This is a genomic window from Flavobacterium sp. (genome assembly GCF_036741995.1).
In the GTDB taxonomy this organism is placed as follows: Bacteria; Bacteroidota; Bacteroidia; order Flavobacteriales; family Flavobacteriaceae; genus Flavobacterium.
This window is the reverse complement of the sequence record NZ_DAINRG010000004.1, coordinates 20,227-34,292: the sequence shown is the minus strand read 5'-3', so window position 1 is coordinate 34,292 and position 14,066 is coordinate 20,227. Positions and strand designations below refer to the sequence as shown.

The following is a 14,066-nucleotide window of genomic DNA, read 5'->3' as shown; positions in this document are numbered from 1 at the left end:
TTTGCTATCCTTGTTCCTGCTGTCCGCCACGCACGGCGTCGGCTCCCATCAGGGCTAGAGAAGAAACCTTTTGATTTTTTGGAATGAAAGAAATAAAGCAAAAAAAATACGACACCGCCTATTTGAGAATTGCCGCCGAATGGAGCAAACTCTCTTATTGCAGACGCAAACAAGTGGGCGCCATCATCGTCCGCGACCGCATGATCATTTCCGATGGCTACAACGGAACACCCTCCGGCTTTGAAAACTGCTGCGAAGATGACGAAGGATTAACCCATTGGTATGTGCTTCATGCCGAAGCCAATGCCATTTCCAAAGTAGCGCGCTCTACACAAACCTGCGAAAATGCAACCTTATACATTACACTCTCGCCTTGCAAAGAATGTAGCAAACTGATCCACCAATCGGGAATTAAGCGGGTGGTTTACCAACATGGCTATCGCGATACTTCGGGCGTTGATTTTTTAGAAAAGGCAGGCGTTCAAGTACATCAAATCGAAAATTTAGAGTAATTTTATACTAATCATTTGTCCCGATGAAATCAAAGGAAAAATACCTGCCCTTACTCCTATTCTCCTGCGTTGCCTTGGGCATCACCATTGGTGGGATGATTAATTTTCCGGCAAGAACCATTTCCAAAAGAAATGCCAGCAAGGCCAAAATCGAACGACTCATCGATTTCATTAACGACGAATATGTGGACAAAGTGAATTCAGATTCCATAGTCGATTTAACCGTGAACAGCATCCTTGCTAATCTTGATCCGCATTCCGTTTACATTCCGCCCAGCGAACAATCTTCGGAAGCCGAAATCATGAAAGGGGATTTTGTGGGCATTGGTGTGAATTTTTATATGTATAACGACACCGTTACGGTAGTCAATCCGCTGAAAGATGGACCGGCCGACAAAGCAGGAATCCTAGCCGGAGACCGTATTTTGTATGCTGACAAATCCAAACTTTTTGGGCGAAAATTGCCAACCGACAGTTTATACAACAAACTAAAAGGCGAAGAAGGTTCAACCGTTACGCTGACTATTTTCAGAAAAAGCACCCATAAAAAACTAAAACTTACGGTGGAGCGTGAAGTCGTTCCGATAAAAAGTGTCGATACGCATCTGATGCTGAATAAAACGACTGGTTATATCAAAATCAATCGCTTTGCCGAAAATACCTATGATGAATTCCATGCCGGATTAGAAGACCTTAAGAAAAAAGGCATAAATACTTTAGTCATTGATTTGCGTGACAATGGTGGTGGTTATTTGGAAAGAGCCGTTGAGATTGCCGACGATCTTTTGAAAGACAAAGAATTGATTGTTTTTACCAAAAACCGTAAAGGCAAAATTGACAAAACCTACGCCACCGAAGAAGGTATTTTTGAAACCGGAAGAGTCTTTGTTTTAATTGACGAGAATTCGGCTTCTGCGAGCGAAATACTATCTGGCGCCATACAAGATAACGACCGAGGAACTATTGTCGGACGTCGTTCTTTCGGGAAAGGATTAGTACAGCGCGAAATGGATTTTGATGACGGTTCGGCCGTTCGGCTAACCACTTCCCGGTACTACACTCCGAGTGGGCGTTCTATCCAAAAACCGTATGTAAAAGGTGAAGGCGAAAAATACAGTCAGGATTTCGAAACCCGTTTTGAAAGCGGTGAATTATACGAAAAAGATAAAATAAAAGTGGCCGATTCGCTAAAATTCAAAACCAAAAAAGGCAGAATTGTGTATGGCGGCGGCGGTATCGTTCCGGATATTTTTGTGCCACTTGAAGTGAAAAAAGGAGAGGAAAACTTGGCGTATATCTTGAATTCAGGCTTGGTAGGCCATTTTGTTTTTGAGCAATTAGACAAAAACAGAAACACTTTCAAGGGCGTAAAATTTAATGCGCTTTTATCGAAAATAGAAAATGACAACAGTTATATTCCCAAGTTTGAAGCCTATTTAAAAGATGCCGGTTTAGACATGAAACTGGAAAGCAATAAGGTTTTGGTAAAAAAATACATCACGGCTGAATTTGCCCGACAATTATTTGGCGAAAGCCAATACTACCAAATCATTCTGAAAGATGATACGATGATTAAGGCAGTGCTGAAATAATTATTTTCTTATGCTGTCATGCACTTGCGCATGAACACCATTATTCCAAAGCGTAAGGATATCAGTCGCAACGGCAGCGCCACTTCCGGCGGCAATGGCCAACTGACTTCTCCAACCGGCAAGTGTTCCGGTGACATAAAGGCCATCGGTTACTTTGTGGTCGGTGTTTTTTAATTGAATTCTGTTTTTCTCAGCAATTACTTTTTGGTGTGGCATTACAAATTCCTCTAACCCTTGAATGGTAAAAGGATTTCCGGCGCCAATACTAAGCACTACTAATTTTGTTTGATAGGAACCTTTATTGGTAATGACCGTAAAATTTCCGGCTTCTCCTTCCAACTTCATTACTTTTTCATCGGCAATTTGAATCACGTGAGGATATAATTCGTGTAATTGGTCAACGCTTTCAGTCAACAATTCAGAACCTAATTTCCCGGAAGGAATGCCATAAGCGTTGTGGAATAAAGCATCTTGCAATGAGGACGCTTTTTGATGTGCGATGATACCAATCTTCTTGTCGGCAGCAAAAGCTTTGTGCTGAGCCGAACCCAGAATCAAAGCACAAGACATGCCCGAAACACCGCCGCCAATAATCAAAACATCAAACATATATTTAGTGTTTTAGTTTTTCTTCAATTTTTTTTGACATTCTGAAAATCAACAGAATCAAAACCGCACAGAACGAAGCTGCGATACCAATCAACGCAATCATGCTGTTCCCTTCCAGGGGTTTGTTAAAATCGATAAGAAAAACATTTACTATTATCAGAGCAATAGCAATCAAGAGAAGAATATTGGTAAAAATTTTCATGTACTATATTTAGAGGACAAAAATACTAAAATTTGATGTTATGCAAAGAGTCCTTTAACATTAGCGGCAAATAATTTAACAGCAATGGCCAAAAGCACCACGCCAAATACTTTCCGGATGATGCTCAGCCCATTTTCCCCAAGCAATTTTTCAATTCTGGAAGAGGCTTTCAACACCAGATACACCAAAACAATATTCAGAAAGATAGCAATGATAATATTAATCGATTGGAATTCGGCACGCAGCGAAAGCAAAGTCGTCATCGTTCCCGCTCCGGCAATCAGTGGAAAAGCGATAGGAACTATGGAAGCTGAAGTCGCTTTTTCTTCTTTGTATAATCGAATGCCGAGTATCATTTCTAAAGCTAAAAAGAACAGCACAAACGAACCGGCAACGGCAAACGAATTAGCATCAATGCCAATTAATTTCAGGATTTCTTCGCCCACAAACAGAAAGGCAATCATAATTCCTGCGGAAACCAACGAAGCTTTTTCCGAATGTATGTGACCAAACTTGGCTCTCAAATCAATAATCACCGGGATGCTGCCCACTATGTCTATCACGGCAAAAAGCACCATGGTGGCTGTCGCTATTTCTCTAAAATCTAAATTCATACCTTCTAAATTTTTTACAAAATTAGGTTTTTAATACTACTCTCAAGCCAATTTTCATTTGTACTTTTGCAGTCTTAAAAACAGATTATGTTCCAATTAGGCAAAACCATAGTTTCTGAAGATATACTCGAAAAAGATTTTGTGTGCAACCTTTCGGCTTGCCACGGCGCCTGCTGTGTTGACGGTGATGCCGGAGCACCACTGACTCAGGACGAAACTAAAATTCTGGAAGAAATTTATCCGAAAGTAAAACCTTTTCTGCGCAAGGAAGGCATTGAAGCTATCGAAAGATTGGGCACTTGGGTATTTGGAACGGATCAGGATTTAGAAACGCCACTGATTGACAACAAAGATTGCGCGTATGTAATTTTTGATGGAAAAACGGCGCTTTGCGGTATTGAACAAGCCTACAATCAAGGCATCATCAACTGGAAAAAACCGGTTTCCTGCCATTTATATCCAATAAGAGTAAAAGATTTCACCGAATTTGCTGCTGTCAATTATGATCGTTGGGACATTTGCAATCCGGCATGTTCGTTAGGAAAAGAACTTCAGGTTCCTGTTTACAAATTTGTAAAAGAAGCCTTGATTCGAAAATTTGGCGAAGATTGGTATGCTGAATTAGAGAAAGTTGCCGAAGATTTGAAGAACGGAAAATAAAAAAAGCCGAAGTCATTAAACTTCGGCTTTTTTGTGGAGAAGATGGGACTCGAACCCACGACTTCTTGCCTGCCAGGCAAGCACTCTAACCAGCTGAGCTACATCCCCGCATTTGAGATGGCAAATATATCATTTTCTCAAAACAAAAAGCAATTCAAAACCCAACTTTTTGAGATTTGTTATAAATTTACATCAAAATACCTGTTATGACTACCGAAAATTCCAACGGATCTATTGAAATTCAAATCGAAAACAACATTGCTACCGTAACATTCAGTCATCCGGCGAGTAATTCTTTCCCGAGTGAATTGTTGCAGAAATTGACCGATGAATTGAATGCGCTTAGTAAGAATACCGAGGTGAATATTGTCATTTTACAAAGTGAAGGCACCACTTTTTGCGCCGGGGCTTCGTTTGATGAATTGCTTTCCATCACCGATTTTGAAACCGGGAAAAAATTCTTTTCGGGCTTTGCCAATGTGATTAATGCGATGCGTAACTGTTCCAAACTCATAGTTGGAAAAATTCAGGGAAAGGCTGTTGGTGGTGGTGTCGGACTGATTTCAGCTTGTGATTTTGCTTTTGCTTATCAGGATGCCGCGATCAAATTATCCGAAATTGCTATCGGTATCGGTCCGTTTGTGATTGAACCGGCCGTTTCGAGAAAAATCGGTAAAACCGCTATGACGGAATTGACTTTGCAACCCAACAATTGGCAATCGGCGGATTGGGCTTTGGCTAAAGGATTGTATGCTGATATTTTTGACAGTTTTGGCGAATTGAACGAAGCTACTTTGGCTTTCGCCAAAAAACTAGCTGGTTATAACCCCGAAGCCTTAGCTGAAATGAAAAAAGTATTTTGGGAAGGCACTGAAAACTGGGACAAGTTACTTTACGAACGCGCCGCTATTTCAGGGAAATTAGTGCTTTCTGATTTTACTAAAAATGCCTTAAGCCAATTCAAAAAATAACATCCATGAGATTTATTTCACTCATTCAGCAAATAGATGTTAATGAAAAAATCAAACACGCTCCCGATAGTGGCTACCTTATCGGAGTATGGATTGGTAATATTTTACCATTCGCTTTGATTGTGGGCGCAGCTTACTGGATGTATTATCGCGCCAAAAAAAGACAAAACGAAGAGTAGTTATATTTTACTAAATTTGCAGCATAAAATAGCTACCATGAGCAACATCAGAATCACCAAACAATTTTCTTTCGAAACCGGACACGCGCTGTATGGCTATGACGGCAAATGCAAAAATGTGCATGGACACAGTTATAAACTGTCGGTAACAGTGATTGGAAAACCAATTACGGATACTTCCAATGTGAAGTTTGGAATGGTGATTGACTTTTCGGATTTGAAAAAAATTGTGAAAGAAGAGATTGTAGATATTTTTGACCACGCTACCGTTTTTAATAAAAACACACCGCATATCGAATTGGCTAACGAATTGAAAAGCCGCGGCCATCACGTAATTTTGGTGGAATACCAACCGACAAGTGAAAACATGGTGACTGATTTTGCCCAAAAAATAAAAAATCGTTTGCCTCAAGATATCCAATTACATTCCTTAAAACTACAAGAAACCGACACCTCGTTTGCCGAATGGTATGCGTCGGATAATGCATAACCTCAACTCTTGATGACTATTTCTCCTAACAAAAAAATATACTTTGCTTCTGACCAACACTTTGGTGCGCCTACGCCCGAAGCCAGTTTTCCGCGGGAACAAAAATTTGTTGCCTGGCTTGACGAAGTGAAAAAAGACGCCGAATGTATTTTTCTTTTGGGCGATTTGTTCGATTTTTGGTTTGAATATAAAACCGTGGTTCCTAAAGGTTTCGTGAGAGTCTTAGGTAAATTAGCCGAAATTCGCGACAGCGGCATTCCTATTTATTTCTTTGTGGGCAACCACGATTTGTGGATGCACGATTATTTTCAAAAGGAGCTGAACATTCCGGTGTACTACGACAATCAGGAATATGAGTTTAACGGCAAGACTTTCTTAATTGGTCACGGTGATGGTAAAGGCCCCGGTGACAAAGGCTACAAACGCATGAAGAAAGTATTTACCAATCCGTTTTCAAAATGGTTGTATCGTTGGTTACACCCCGATATTGGCATGAAACTGGCCCAATACCTTTCGGTAAAAAACAAACTGATTTCGGGCGATGCTGATGTAAAATTCCTGGGCGAAGAAAACGAATGGCTGGTACAATATTCCAAAAGAAAACTCGAAACCAAGCACTACAACTACCTCATTTTTGGTCACCGTCATTTACCCATGGTGATTACAGTTGGCGAAAACGCTGAATATGTAAACTTAGGCGATTGGATTGGCTATTTTACGTATGGTGTTTTTGATGGCGATAAGTTTGAGTTGAAGGAATATTAAATCCATAGCATGAAAAAAACCACAACCCTTTTTATGCTACTGGCAACTGTTTTTCTAATCAACTCCTGTTCTTCTGACGGTAATGGGGAAGCTTCTATTTATCATAAATGGTATTATAAAGAAAGAATTGTGGGCGAAAGTACATATCCTTATATTTATGGAAGTTGTGGCAAAGATTATGTAGAATTCTATGATACAAACAAAGTTAGACAGGTGGCAATAATCGATTGTCAGCCGGTTATGGGGTCTACCGGAACCTTCACAAAGCAAGAAAATGCCATTTCAATGACTACAACTTATTCATCAGGAGAAACATCAATTGTTACTGGTACAATAACAGCATTGACAGAACACAGTCTAACCATTCAGTATGACGATATAACGGTAGCTCCTTCCGGGCAGATATTTAACACCATAATAAAATACGAAAGATAGCTTTACCTCAAATCCTTCAACCTTAGCTGCACCGTCACATTGCCGTTAAACTCGTTTTCATCAATACAATAAACGGCGTCAAAAGAAGCTTGATTTTTTACTAAATCCAGCTTGTTCCCCAAACCAAATCCTATAGCGCCAAATCCGTCGGAACCATTTTGTTTTACAAATAGTTTGAGATGGTCTTCATCAGCACCAATGCCTTTGGCGTAGCCAGTGTCTTTTACTCCTTTGGTCATAAAAACCGGTGTCATATTCTGTGGTCCAAAAGGCTCAAACTGATTCAGGATTCGGATTAATTTTTCATTGATATCCGTTAAATTAATTTCGGCATCTACGGAAACTTCAGGTGTGAGTAAATCGGGATGAATGGTTTCCTGTACCACTCGTTCAAACGCCTCTTTGAAGGCGGCATAATTTTCTTCTTTCAAGGTCATTCCAGCAGCGTACATGTGCCCACCAAATTGTTCCAAATGTTCCGCACAGGCTTCGAGCGCATTGTAAATATCGAAATCTTTTACGGAGCGGGCCGAGGCGGCTAGTTTGTCACCACTTTTGGTAAACACTATGGTCGGGCGGTAATGCGTTTCCGTTAATCGGGAAGCTACGATACCAATAACGCCTTTGTGCCAATTTTCGCTATAAACTACAGTTGTTACATTTTTGGTTTCGTTGTTTTCCTGTATCTGCGAAAGCGCTTCTATGGTGATTTGTTTGTCTAAATCTTTGCGATCGCTGTTGTATTGTTCGATTTCGGAAGCAAATTGTTCCGCTTGGTCTAAGTCATATTCCGTCAATAAAGCCACCGCTTCGTTGCCGTGTTTTATTCTTCCGGCGGCGTTAATTCTTGGTGCTATAATAAATACCACATCGGTAATGGTCAATACTTTTTTCTTCACATTCTGAATCAAAGCCTTGATGCCGGGACGTGGCTCGGAATTAATAACATCTAAACCAAACTTGGCCAACACCCGATTTTCCCCAGTCATTGGAACAATATCTGCGGCAATGGCTGTGGCCACTAAATCGAGATAAATCAATAAATCATCGATGGTTTGATTCCGGTTTTGTGCCAAGGCCTGTACCAATTTAAAGCCTACACCACAACCGCATAATTCGTCATAAGGATACGAACAATCGTCCCGTTTTGGATCTAAAACAGCAACTGCATCCGGCAAAGTATCACCCGGACGGTGGTGGTCACAAATAATAAAGTCGATAGTTTTGGCTTTGGCGTATGCCACATGGTCAATTGATTTGATGCCACAATCCAACGCAATAATCAGGGAAAATTCGTTGTCTTCGGCAAAGTCGATGCCTTTATAAGAGATGCCATACCCTTCATCATAACGGTCGGGAATATACGTCGCCACATTCGGATAAAAACTTCTCAAATAACTTGAAACCAAAGAAACTGCAGTTGTCCCATCCACATCATAATCGCCAAAAACCAAGATATTTTCGCCGTTGGCAATCGCCAATTCAATTCGGGCAACCGCTTTGTCCATATCTTTCATCAGATACGGATTGTGTAAATCCTCCAAACTCGGACGGAAAAACTGCCGCGCCTGGTCAAAGGTTTCAATACCTCGTTGTACCAAAAGCACAGCAATAAGCTCATCAACATTGAGTTGAGAAGCTAAAGCTTTTATTTTTTCGGGAGCGGGTTTGGGTTTGAGTGTCCAGCGCATAATCAATTACTACTACCAACAAAAATATGTAAAACACAACAAAGAATAAGGTAGTTTTTGTGTACATTTTAATAAATTAAAACCAAAATAATATTTACTACTTTTGAAACATAAAAGTAATACAAAATGCAAATTCAAGGACAAATTGTCGATATCGAAAACAAACGAATTTATTCGGGAGAAGTTACTGTGGCAAACGGAAAAATTGTTTCCATCACAGAAAAAAATCATGAAGTGAAAAACTATATCCTTCCCGGATTTATTGATGCTCACATCCATATTGAAAGTTCGATGTTGGTGCCTTCAGAATTTGCTAAAATTGCAGTATTGCACGGAACTGTAGCTACGATTTCCGATCCGCATGAAATTGCCAATGTCTTGGGAAAAGACGGTGTACATTATATGATTGACAACGGTAAAAAAGTACCGCTGAAGTTTCATTTTGGTGCGCCATCCTGTGTGCCAGCTACCTTTTTTGAAACCGCTGGTGCAGTGATTGATTCGGAACAAATTAAGGAATTAATGGCGTTGCCTGACATTTATTATTTATCCGAAATGATGAATTATCCGGGGGTGTTGTTTGACGATGAAGAGGTTTTGAAAAAGATTGCCTGGGCCAAACATTTCGGCAAACCCGTTGATGGTCATGCCCCGGGCTTGCGGGGCGAACCGATAAAAAAATACATTTCCGCCGGAATTACAACTGACCATGAATGTTTCACTTATGACGAAGCAGCCGAGAAATTATCACTGGGCATGAAAGTCATCATTCGGGAAGGAAGTGCCGCCAAGAACTTTGAAGCGCTTATAGATTTACTTCCTGAAAATTACGAAAACATGATGTTCTGTTCCGATGATAAACATCCGGATGACTTGATTGTGGGGCATATCAACCAACTTTGCGCAAGAGCTGTTGCTAAAGGAATTGACGTTTTCAAAGTGTTGCAGTCAGCTTGTGTGAATCCGGTGCATCATTATAAAATGGATGTGGGATTACTCAAAGAAAATGACCATGCCGATTTTATAGTAGTAGAGGATTTGGTAAACTTCAAAGTAAAACAAACCTACATCAATGGCGAATTGGTTGCCGAAGAAGGCCAATCCTTTGTACAGCATGTTGATTTCGAAAAACCTAATAATTTCAATACTTCGGCCAAAACCATCAGCGAATTTGAAATTCCGAGCTCCGCCAAAACCATTCGCGTCATTGAAGCGTTGGAAGGCCAATTGATTACCAATGAAATTCATCACAGTTCCTTATTGGTCAACGGAAAATTAGTCTCCAATACCGAAGATGATATTTTGAAAATGGCGGTGGTTAATCGCTATGCGAATACGCCTCCGGCTGTGGCTTTCATCAAAAACTTTGGTTTGAAAAAAGGAGCTATTGCCAGTTCGGTAGCGCACGATTGCCATAATATAGTGGTCGTGGGTACATCTGACGAAGAAATCCTGAGTGCTGTAAACTTGCTAATTGCCAACACCGGTGGCATTTGTGCGGTGAATGGTTCCGATAAAAAATCATTAGCGCTGCCTGTTGCTGGCATCATGAGCGACCAAAACGGTTGGGAAGCCGGACGTTTGTATCAGGAAATCGATGCGATGGCCAAGGAACTCGGCAGCACGTTGAAAGCTCCTTTTATGACACTTTCTTTCATGGCGTTGCTAGTAATTCCGGATTTGAAACTTTCGGATAAAGGATTGTTTAGTGGGAATTCGTTCTCGTTTGTGGATTTGGAAGTGGAATAATTCCTCTGCTAAAGATGCTGGTTGATATAAGGATCCCCCCATTTTTCATTCGTAAGCACATTAGTATCCGTAAGGGTTCTTAAGAAAGCCACTAAAGCTGCTTTTTGAGCCTCCGTCAAATTGAGTTGTTGCGGATTTCCGTCAGCGTCTTTTAATAATGGAGATAAATTAGGATGATTCTTCACGCCACTGTTGTAATGTTCCACCACTTGTTGTAAGGTTTGAAAACGACCGTCGTGCATGTAAGGAGCGCTCACAGCAATGTTGCGCAAAGTCGGTATTTTAAAGGCTCCTTTAAAATTACTGTTCCCGGAAAAAGTTTCAAAAGCCCCGAAATCATTTGTTGACACTAAATCAAGTCCATTGTTTTTTGGTCCCGAATTCGGACTCACAAAAGCTTCCGTAGTATGACAATTGAAACAACCGGCACCGCCTTGAGCCACCGGCTTTAAGAAAAGTGCTTTCCCTTGATTTTCTTCGGCTGTAAAATTGGGAAACGGCTGCTGCATCGAAGTAACCTGAGCTCTTCCATCATCATATCGGCTTTGAGAACTCACTATACTTCTTATGAATTGCGCCAAAGCTTTCGAAATTCTGTCTGTAGTTATATTCCCGGAGCCAAAAGCCAATTGGAACAAACTGCTGTAAAACGGTCTTTCGGAAACTCTTTGCAGAATTTGTGCGGTTGTTAAGCCCATTTCATTTTGATCAAGCATCGGCATCAAGACCTGATCTTCTAAAGTGGCTGCTCTTTCATCCCAAAAAAAACGTCCTCGTTGGTAATACCGCTGATTGACAAGCGCAATCGAATGTCTTCTGGTGGGAATTTGACTAAAACCGAGACTGTGTACAGGAGAATCTGAAAAACCAAGGTTCTGACGGTGACAACTGGCACAAGCTATGGTTTTATTTTGGCTTAAATTAATATCATAAAAAAGCACTCTGCCCAGAGTAGCCCCGGCATCGGTAACCGGATTATCTTCAGGTGTATTGTCTAATCCATTGATGGAACTCGCCAAAGCACCACCATCATTGGATGTAAAATGCAAGGGTAAATTTAAATGGGTATAATCATAAGGCGTAGTCGGAAGTGAAATTATTTGAGGAGCAGCCGTTACCGGAACGTAATTACTATCGCTCGAACAAGAAGTACAAAAAACAAAGAATAACGTTAGGACCAACGCTTTTATCATCCTGATTATTTTAAAGGTTTACCGCCAACTACTGCCACAATTTCTCCTTTTGGGGGTTTGGCTTCAAAGTGTTTTAGTACTTCTTCAGCGGTTCCGCGTATGGTTTCTTCGTGCAGTTTGGATAATTCTCTGGAAACAGAAACCGCTCTGTCGGCTCCGAAATACTGTACAAATTCGGCCAGCGTTTTAACTAATTTATGAGGGGAAACATAGAAAATCATCGTTCTGGTTTCTTCGGCCAAAGCCAAATACCGAGTTTGTCTTCCTTTTTTTTCGGGTAAAAACCCTTCGAAGATAAAGCGGTCATTGGGCAAACCACTATTCACCAATGCCGGAACAAAAGCCGTAGCGCCCGGCAAACAATCGACTTCAATATTATTTTCGACACAAGCCCGAGTCAGTAAAAATCCGGGGTCCGAAATCGCAGGTGTTCCCGCATCACTTATTAAAGCAATGGTTTCTCCGGCTTGCAACCGCTTGATTAAATTCTCCACCGTTTTGTGCTCGTTGTGCATGTGATGGCTGTGCATGTGCGTGGAGATGTCGAAATGTTTCAACAGTTTTCCGCTGGTGCGCGTGTCTTCCGCCAAGATTAAATCGGCTTCTTTCAAAACGGTAATGGCTCTGAAAGTCATGTCTTCGAGATTGCCAATCGGCGTAGGCACTATGTAAAGTTTAGCCATTTAAGCGAATTTTTTCTCCACTACCTCCATAAAACGTTCGATGTATTCTTCTTTGCCAATCCAATAATTATAATCGGGAATCACCATGTCGTTGATGAAGTTTTTGGCTTCTTCAAAACTGTCAAACGTATTCAATTGTGAGATGACGCGGTTAAAATCTTCGTTGCTTTCGGCAAACAGATTATTGACAAAAGCAATGCGGTCATTCAATCCGATTTCAATGGATTTCGAAAATGTTGCATTCAGGGATGCCGGTTTTGCTTCGCTTTCTTGAGTAGTTTCTGTGGCTTCTGTTGAAAACAAAGACACTTCATTGGGTTTTACAAAAACAGGATCCACATAGCTTTCGCCCAAAAACTCTTCTATAACTACTTTCTTGGTTTCGGGAGTAAATTCAGTTACTGTTTCGGCCGGTTCGATTTCTTCTTCCTCCGTTTCTTCTTCAGCTTCTTCAACGACCTCCGTTTCATCTTCTACTTCAAGTTCGAAAATAGGTTCAAAAGCCAACGCTTCTTTTTCATCCGTCTCGGGAGCGATTTCCAATTCAAGTTCTTCTTCTTCCTCTTCGGTGGCTTCTTCAACAACTTCCGGTTCTGTTTCTGGTTCCGGAGTTGCTTCCACCTCAACAGTTGGCGCAGCAGCTTCTTCCTTTGCTTCAAAAACAACTTCTTTTGGCGCTTCTTCTTCTAAATGCTGTGCTATCTTTTCTTCTAAAACATCGTCAGCCACATCGCCTTTTACCGATTCGAAATTGTCCTGATAAAACTTTAAAACGGCTAAGGTTTCGTATAATTTTTGGGTTTCTTTATACAATTGATCAACCTCCGATTTGTTTTTCAGTTTTAGAATTCGGTGTGCAATGCTGATTAATTCGGCTTCTAATCTTTTTTTCATAAGTTTTGAATTATAGGGAATACGCTCGTCTTTTTTATTAAATTTCTTCCGTAGATTTTATTTAGCCCAGGGAAGAAGTAACCTTTGTTAAAAATTTTCTACATTTGAATCGACGTAAAAATAGAAAATTTCTAAGTCGGTTTGTTTGCGTTACAAAGTAACAAAAGTATTCAAATTATAAAGGTTGAAAATTACAAAATGTTTCTCGAAAATACAGTAAATCATAAAGAACAATTTGGATGGATTGAAGTCATTTGCGGATCGATGTTTTCGGGCAAAACCGAAGAACTCATTCGCCGATTGAAAAGGGCTCAATTTGCCAAACAAAAAGTCGAAATTTTCAAGCCTTCCATCGATACGCGCTATGATGAAGAAATGGTGGTGTCGCACAATAAAAACGAAATCCGTTCCACTCCTGTTCCCGCGGCGGCCAACATTCGCATATTGGCGCAAGGCTGTGATGTGGTGGGGATTGACGAAGCTCAATTTTTTGATGACGAAATCGTAGCGGTTTGCAATGATTTGGCCAATTCCGGAATTCGTGTAATCGTAGCCGGGTTGGACATGGATTTCAAAGGCAATCCTTTTGGCCCTATGCCAGCACTGATGGCCACTGCCGAATATGTGACCAAAGTACACGCCGTATGTACCCGCACCGGAAATTTAGCCCATTACAGTTTCCGGAAAAATGACAACGACAAACTCGTGATGCTGGGCGAAACCGAAGAATACGAACCGTTAAGCCGGGCGGCTTATTTCAATGCCATGCGCCAAAACATAATCGTAAAAGACGCCGAAAATTTATCCAAAGAAGAATAATTCCCCAA

17 protein-coding genes and 1 tRNA gene are annotated in these 14,066 nt (G+C 40.8%); 10 read left to right on the top strand and 8 right to left on the bottom strand.

All coding sequences use genetic code 11. From position 1 onward, the window contains the following. Positions 1-83 precede the first annotated feature (83 nt). Entirely contained in the window at positions 84-512 is a 429-nt protein-coding gene (locus V7D82_RS03165) for a deoxycytidylate deaminase (RefSeq protein ID WP_333599522.1), read from the top strand. A gap of 23 nt (positions 513-535) precedes the next feature. Then, the gene (locus V7D82_RS03160; protein ID WP_333599521.1) at positions 536-2,104 is read left to right on the top strand and encodes a S41 family peptidase; all 1,569 of its coding nucleotides are present in this window, start codon (positions 536-538) and stop codon (positions 2,102-2,104) included. Here V7D82_RS03160 and V7D82_RS03155 read toward each other — a convergent pair whose 3' ends face one another. Genes V7D82_RS03155 through V7D82_RS03145 form a run of 3 tightly spaced genes read right to left on the bottom strand, consistent with a single transcriptional unit; the run spans position 2,105 to position 3,529 of the window. Then, positions 2,105-2,713 (bottom strand): FAD-dependent oxidoreductase, encoded by a 609-nt coding sequence (locus V7D82_RS03155; RefSeq protein WP_333599520.1) that lies wholly within the window; start codon positions 2,711-2,713, stop codon positions 2,105-2,107. Positions 2,714-2,717: 4 nt separating this feature from the next. Then, complete coding sequence (locus V7D82_RS03150) at positions 2,718-2,915, bottom strand: hypothetical protein (RefSeq protein WP_333599519.1); 198 nt, start codon at positions 2,913-2,915, stop codon at positions 2,718-2,720. A 38-nt stretch (positions 2,916-2,953) separates the two neighbouring features. After that, positions 2,954-3,529 (bottom strand): MarC family protein, encoded by a 576-nt coding sequence (locus V7D82_RS03145; protein WP_333599518.1) that lies wholly within the window; start codon positions 3,527-3,529, stop codon positions 2,954-2,956. A gap of 87 nt (positions 3,530-3,616) precedes the next feature. On the opposite strand from V7D82_RS03145, the gene V7D82_RS03140 reads away from it, so the two are divergent. Next, on the top strand, positions 3,617-4,189 hold the full coding sequence (locus V7D82_RS03140) for a DUF3109 family protein (protein ID WP_333599517.1): 573 nt from the start codon (positions 3,617-3,619) through the stop codon (positions 4,187-4,189). Positions 4,190-4,223: 34 nt separating this feature from the next. On the opposite strand, the gene V7D82_RS03135 is transcribed toward V7D82_RS03140, so the two are convergent. Continuing rightward, positions 4,224-4,297, bottom strand: a tRNA-Ala gene (locus tag V7D82_RS03135). A gap of 98 nt (positions 4,298-4,395) precedes the next feature. Here V7D82_RS03135 and V7D82_RS03130 point away from each other — a divergent pair. Genes V7D82_RS03130 through V7D82_RS03110 form a run of 5 tightly spaced genes read left to right on the top strand, consistent with a single transcriptional unit; the run spans position 4,396 to position 7,029 of the window. After that, entirely contained in the window at positions 4,396-5,160 is a 765-nt protein-coding gene (locus tag V7D82_RS03130; RefSeq protein WP_333599516.1) for an enoyl-CoA hydratase/isomerase family protein, read from the top strand. 5 nt (positions 5,161-5,165) lie between these two features. Beyond that, positions 5,166-5,339 carry a hypothetical protein gene (locus V7D82_RS03125; RefSeq protein WP_333599515.1) on the top strand — a complete coding sequence of 58 codons (174 nt, stop codon included), beginning with the start codon at positions 5,166-5,168 and terminating at the stop codon, positions 5,337-5,339. A gap of 37 nt (positions 5,340-5,376) precedes the next feature. Next, positions 5,377-5,829 carry a 6-pyruvoyl trahydropterin synthase family protein gene (locus V7D82_RS03120; RefSeq protein WP_333599514.1) on the top strand — a complete coding sequence of 151 codons (453 nt, stop codon included), beginning with the start codon at positions 5,377-5,379 and terminating at the stop codon, positions 5,827-5,829. A gap of 12 nt (positions 5,830-5,841) precedes the next feature. Then, complete coding sequence (locus V7D82_RS03115) at positions 5,842-6,594, top strand: UDP-2,3-diacylglucosamine diphosphatase (protein ID WP_333599513.1); 753 nt, start codon at positions 5,842-5,844, stop codon at positions 6,592-6,594. 9 nt (positions 6,595-6,603) lie between these two features. Next, the gene (locus V7D82_RS03110) at positions 6,604-7,029 is read left to right on the top strand and encodes a hypothetical protein (protein WP_333599512.1); all 426 of its coding nucleotides are present in this window, start codon (positions 6,604-6,606) and stop codon (positions 7,027-7,029) included. A gap of 2 nt (positions 7,030-7,031) precedes the next feature. Here the strand turns inward: V7D82_RS03110 and recJ are convergent, their stop codons facing one another. Continuing rightward, a complete protein-coding gene (gene recJ / locus V7D82_RS03105; RefSeq protein WP_333599511.1) occupies positions 7,032-8,720 on the bottom strand; it encodes a single-stranded-DNA-specific exonuclease RecJ in 1,689 nt (562 codons plus the stop codon). 126 nt (positions 8,721-8,846) lie between these two features. On the opposite strand from recJ, the gene ade reads away from it, so the two are divergent. After that, positions 8,847-10,469 carry an adenine deaminase gene (gene ade, locus V7D82_RS03100; RefSeq protein WP_333599510.1) on the top strand — a complete coding sequence of 541 codons (1,623 nt, stop codon included), beginning with the start codon at positions 8,847-8,849 and terminating at the stop codon, positions 10,467-10,469. A gap of 8 nt (positions 10,470-10,477) precedes the next feature. On the opposite strand, the gene V7D82_RS03095 is transcribed toward ade, so the two are convergent. Genes V7D82_RS03095 through V7D82_RS03085 form a run of 3 tightly spaced genes read right to left on the bottom strand, consistent with a single transcriptional unit; the run spans position 10,478 to position 13,239 of the window. Then, positions 10,478-11,662: a cytochrome-c peroxidase gene (locus V7D82_RS03095; protein WP_333599509.1), complete on the bottom strand. Its 1,185-nt coding sequence runs from the start codon at positions 11,660-11,662 to the stop codon at positions 10,478-10,480. A 5-nt stretch (positions 11,663-11,667) separates the two neighbouring features. Next, positions 11,668-12,345 (bottom strand): 16S rRNA (cytidine(1402)-2'-O)-methyltransferase, encoded by a 678-nt coding sequence (gene rsmI, locus V7D82_RS03090; protein ID WP_333599508.1) that lies wholly within the window; start codon positions 12,343-12,345, stop codon positions 11,668-11,670. After that, complete coding sequence (locus V7D82_RS03085; RefSeq protein ID WP_333599507.1) at positions 12,346-13,239, bottom strand: hypothetical protein; 894 nt, start codon at positions 13,237-13,239, stop codon at positions 12,346-12,348. It abuts the gene before it with no gap. A 198-nt stretch (positions 13,240-13,437) separates the two neighbouring features. Between V7D82_RS03085 and V7D82_RS03080 the strand changes: the two genes are divergently transcribed. Then, the gene (locus V7D82_RS03080; protein WP_333599506.1) at positions 13,438-14,058 is read left to right on the top strand and encodes a thymidine kinase; all 621 of its coding nucleotides are present in this window, start codon (positions 13,438-13,440) and stop codon (positions 14,056-14,058) included. Positions 14,059-14,066: the final 8 nt, after the last annotated feature.

Excerpts from the sequence above, each read along its gene's own strand:
- V7D82_RS03165 (WP_333599522.1), top strand. The coding sequence starts at position 84 with ATGAAAGAAATAAAGCAAAAAAAATACGACACCGCCTATTTGAGAATT.
- V7D82_RS03160 (WP_333599521.1), top strand. The coding sequence starts at position 536 with ATGAAATCAAAGGAAAAATACCTGCCCTTACTCCTATTCTCCTGCGTT.
- V7D82_RS03155 (WP_333599520.1), bottom strand. The coding sequence starts at position 2,713 with ATGTTTGATGTTTTGATTATTGGCGGCGGTGTTTCGGGCATGTCTTGT.
- V7D82_RS03150 (WP_333599519.1), bottom strand. The coding sequence starts at position 2,915 with ATGAAAATTTTTACCAATATTCTTCTCTTGATTGCTATTGCTCTGATA.
- V7D82_RS03145 (WP_333599518.1), bottom strand. The coding sequence starts at position 3,529 with ATGAATTTAGATTTTAGAGAAATAGCGACAGCCACCATGGTGCTTTTT.
- V7D82_RS03140 (WP_333599517.1), top strand. The coding sequence starts at position 3,617 with ATGTTCCAATTAGGCAAAACCATAGTTTCTGAAGATATACTCGAAAAA.
- V7D82_RS03130 (WP_333599516.1), top strand. The coding sequence starts at position 4,396 with ATGACTACCGAAAATTCCAACGGATCTATTGAAATTCAAATCGAAAAC.
- V7D82_RS03125 (WP_333599515.1), top strand. The coding sequence starts at position 5,166 with ATGAGATTTATTTCACTCATTCAGCAAATAGATGTTAATGAAAAAATC.
- V7D82_RS03120 (WP_333599514.1), top strand. The coding sequence starts at position 5,377 with ATGAGCAACATCAGAATCACCAAACAATTTTCTTTCGAAACCGGACAC.
- V7D82_RS03115 (WP_333599513.1), top strand. The coding sequence starts at position 5,842 with ATGACTATTTCTCCTAACAAAAAAATATACTTTGCTTCTGACCAACAC.
- V7D82_RS03110 (WP_333599512.1), top strand. The coding sequence starts at position 6,604 with ATGAAAAAAACCACAACCCTTTTTATGCTACTGGCAACTGTTTTTCTA.
- recJ (WP_333599511.1), bottom strand. The coding sequence starts at position 8,720 with ATGCGCTGGACACTCAAACCCAAACCCGCTCCCGAAAAAATAAAAGCT.
- ade (WP_333599510.1), top strand. The coding sequence starts at position 8,847 with ATGCAAATTCAAGGACAAATTGTCGATATCGAAAACAAACGAATTTAT.
- V7D82_RS03095 (WP_333599509.1), bottom strand. The coding sequence starts at position 11,662 with ATGATAAAAGCGTTGGTCCTAACGTTATTCTTTGTTTTTTGTACTTCT.
- rsmI (WP_333599508.1), bottom strand. The coding sequence starts at position 12,345 with ATGGCTAAACTTTACATAGTGCCTACGCCGATTGGCAATCTCGAAGAC.
- V7D82_RS03085 (WP_333599507.1), bottom strand. The coding sequence starts at position 13,239 with ATGAAAAAAAGATTAGAAGCCGAATTAATCAGCATTGCACACCGAATT.
- V7D82_RS03080 (WP_333599506.1), top strand. The coding sequence starts at position 13,438 with ATGTTTCTCGAAAATACAGTAAATCATAAAGAACAATTTGGATGGATT.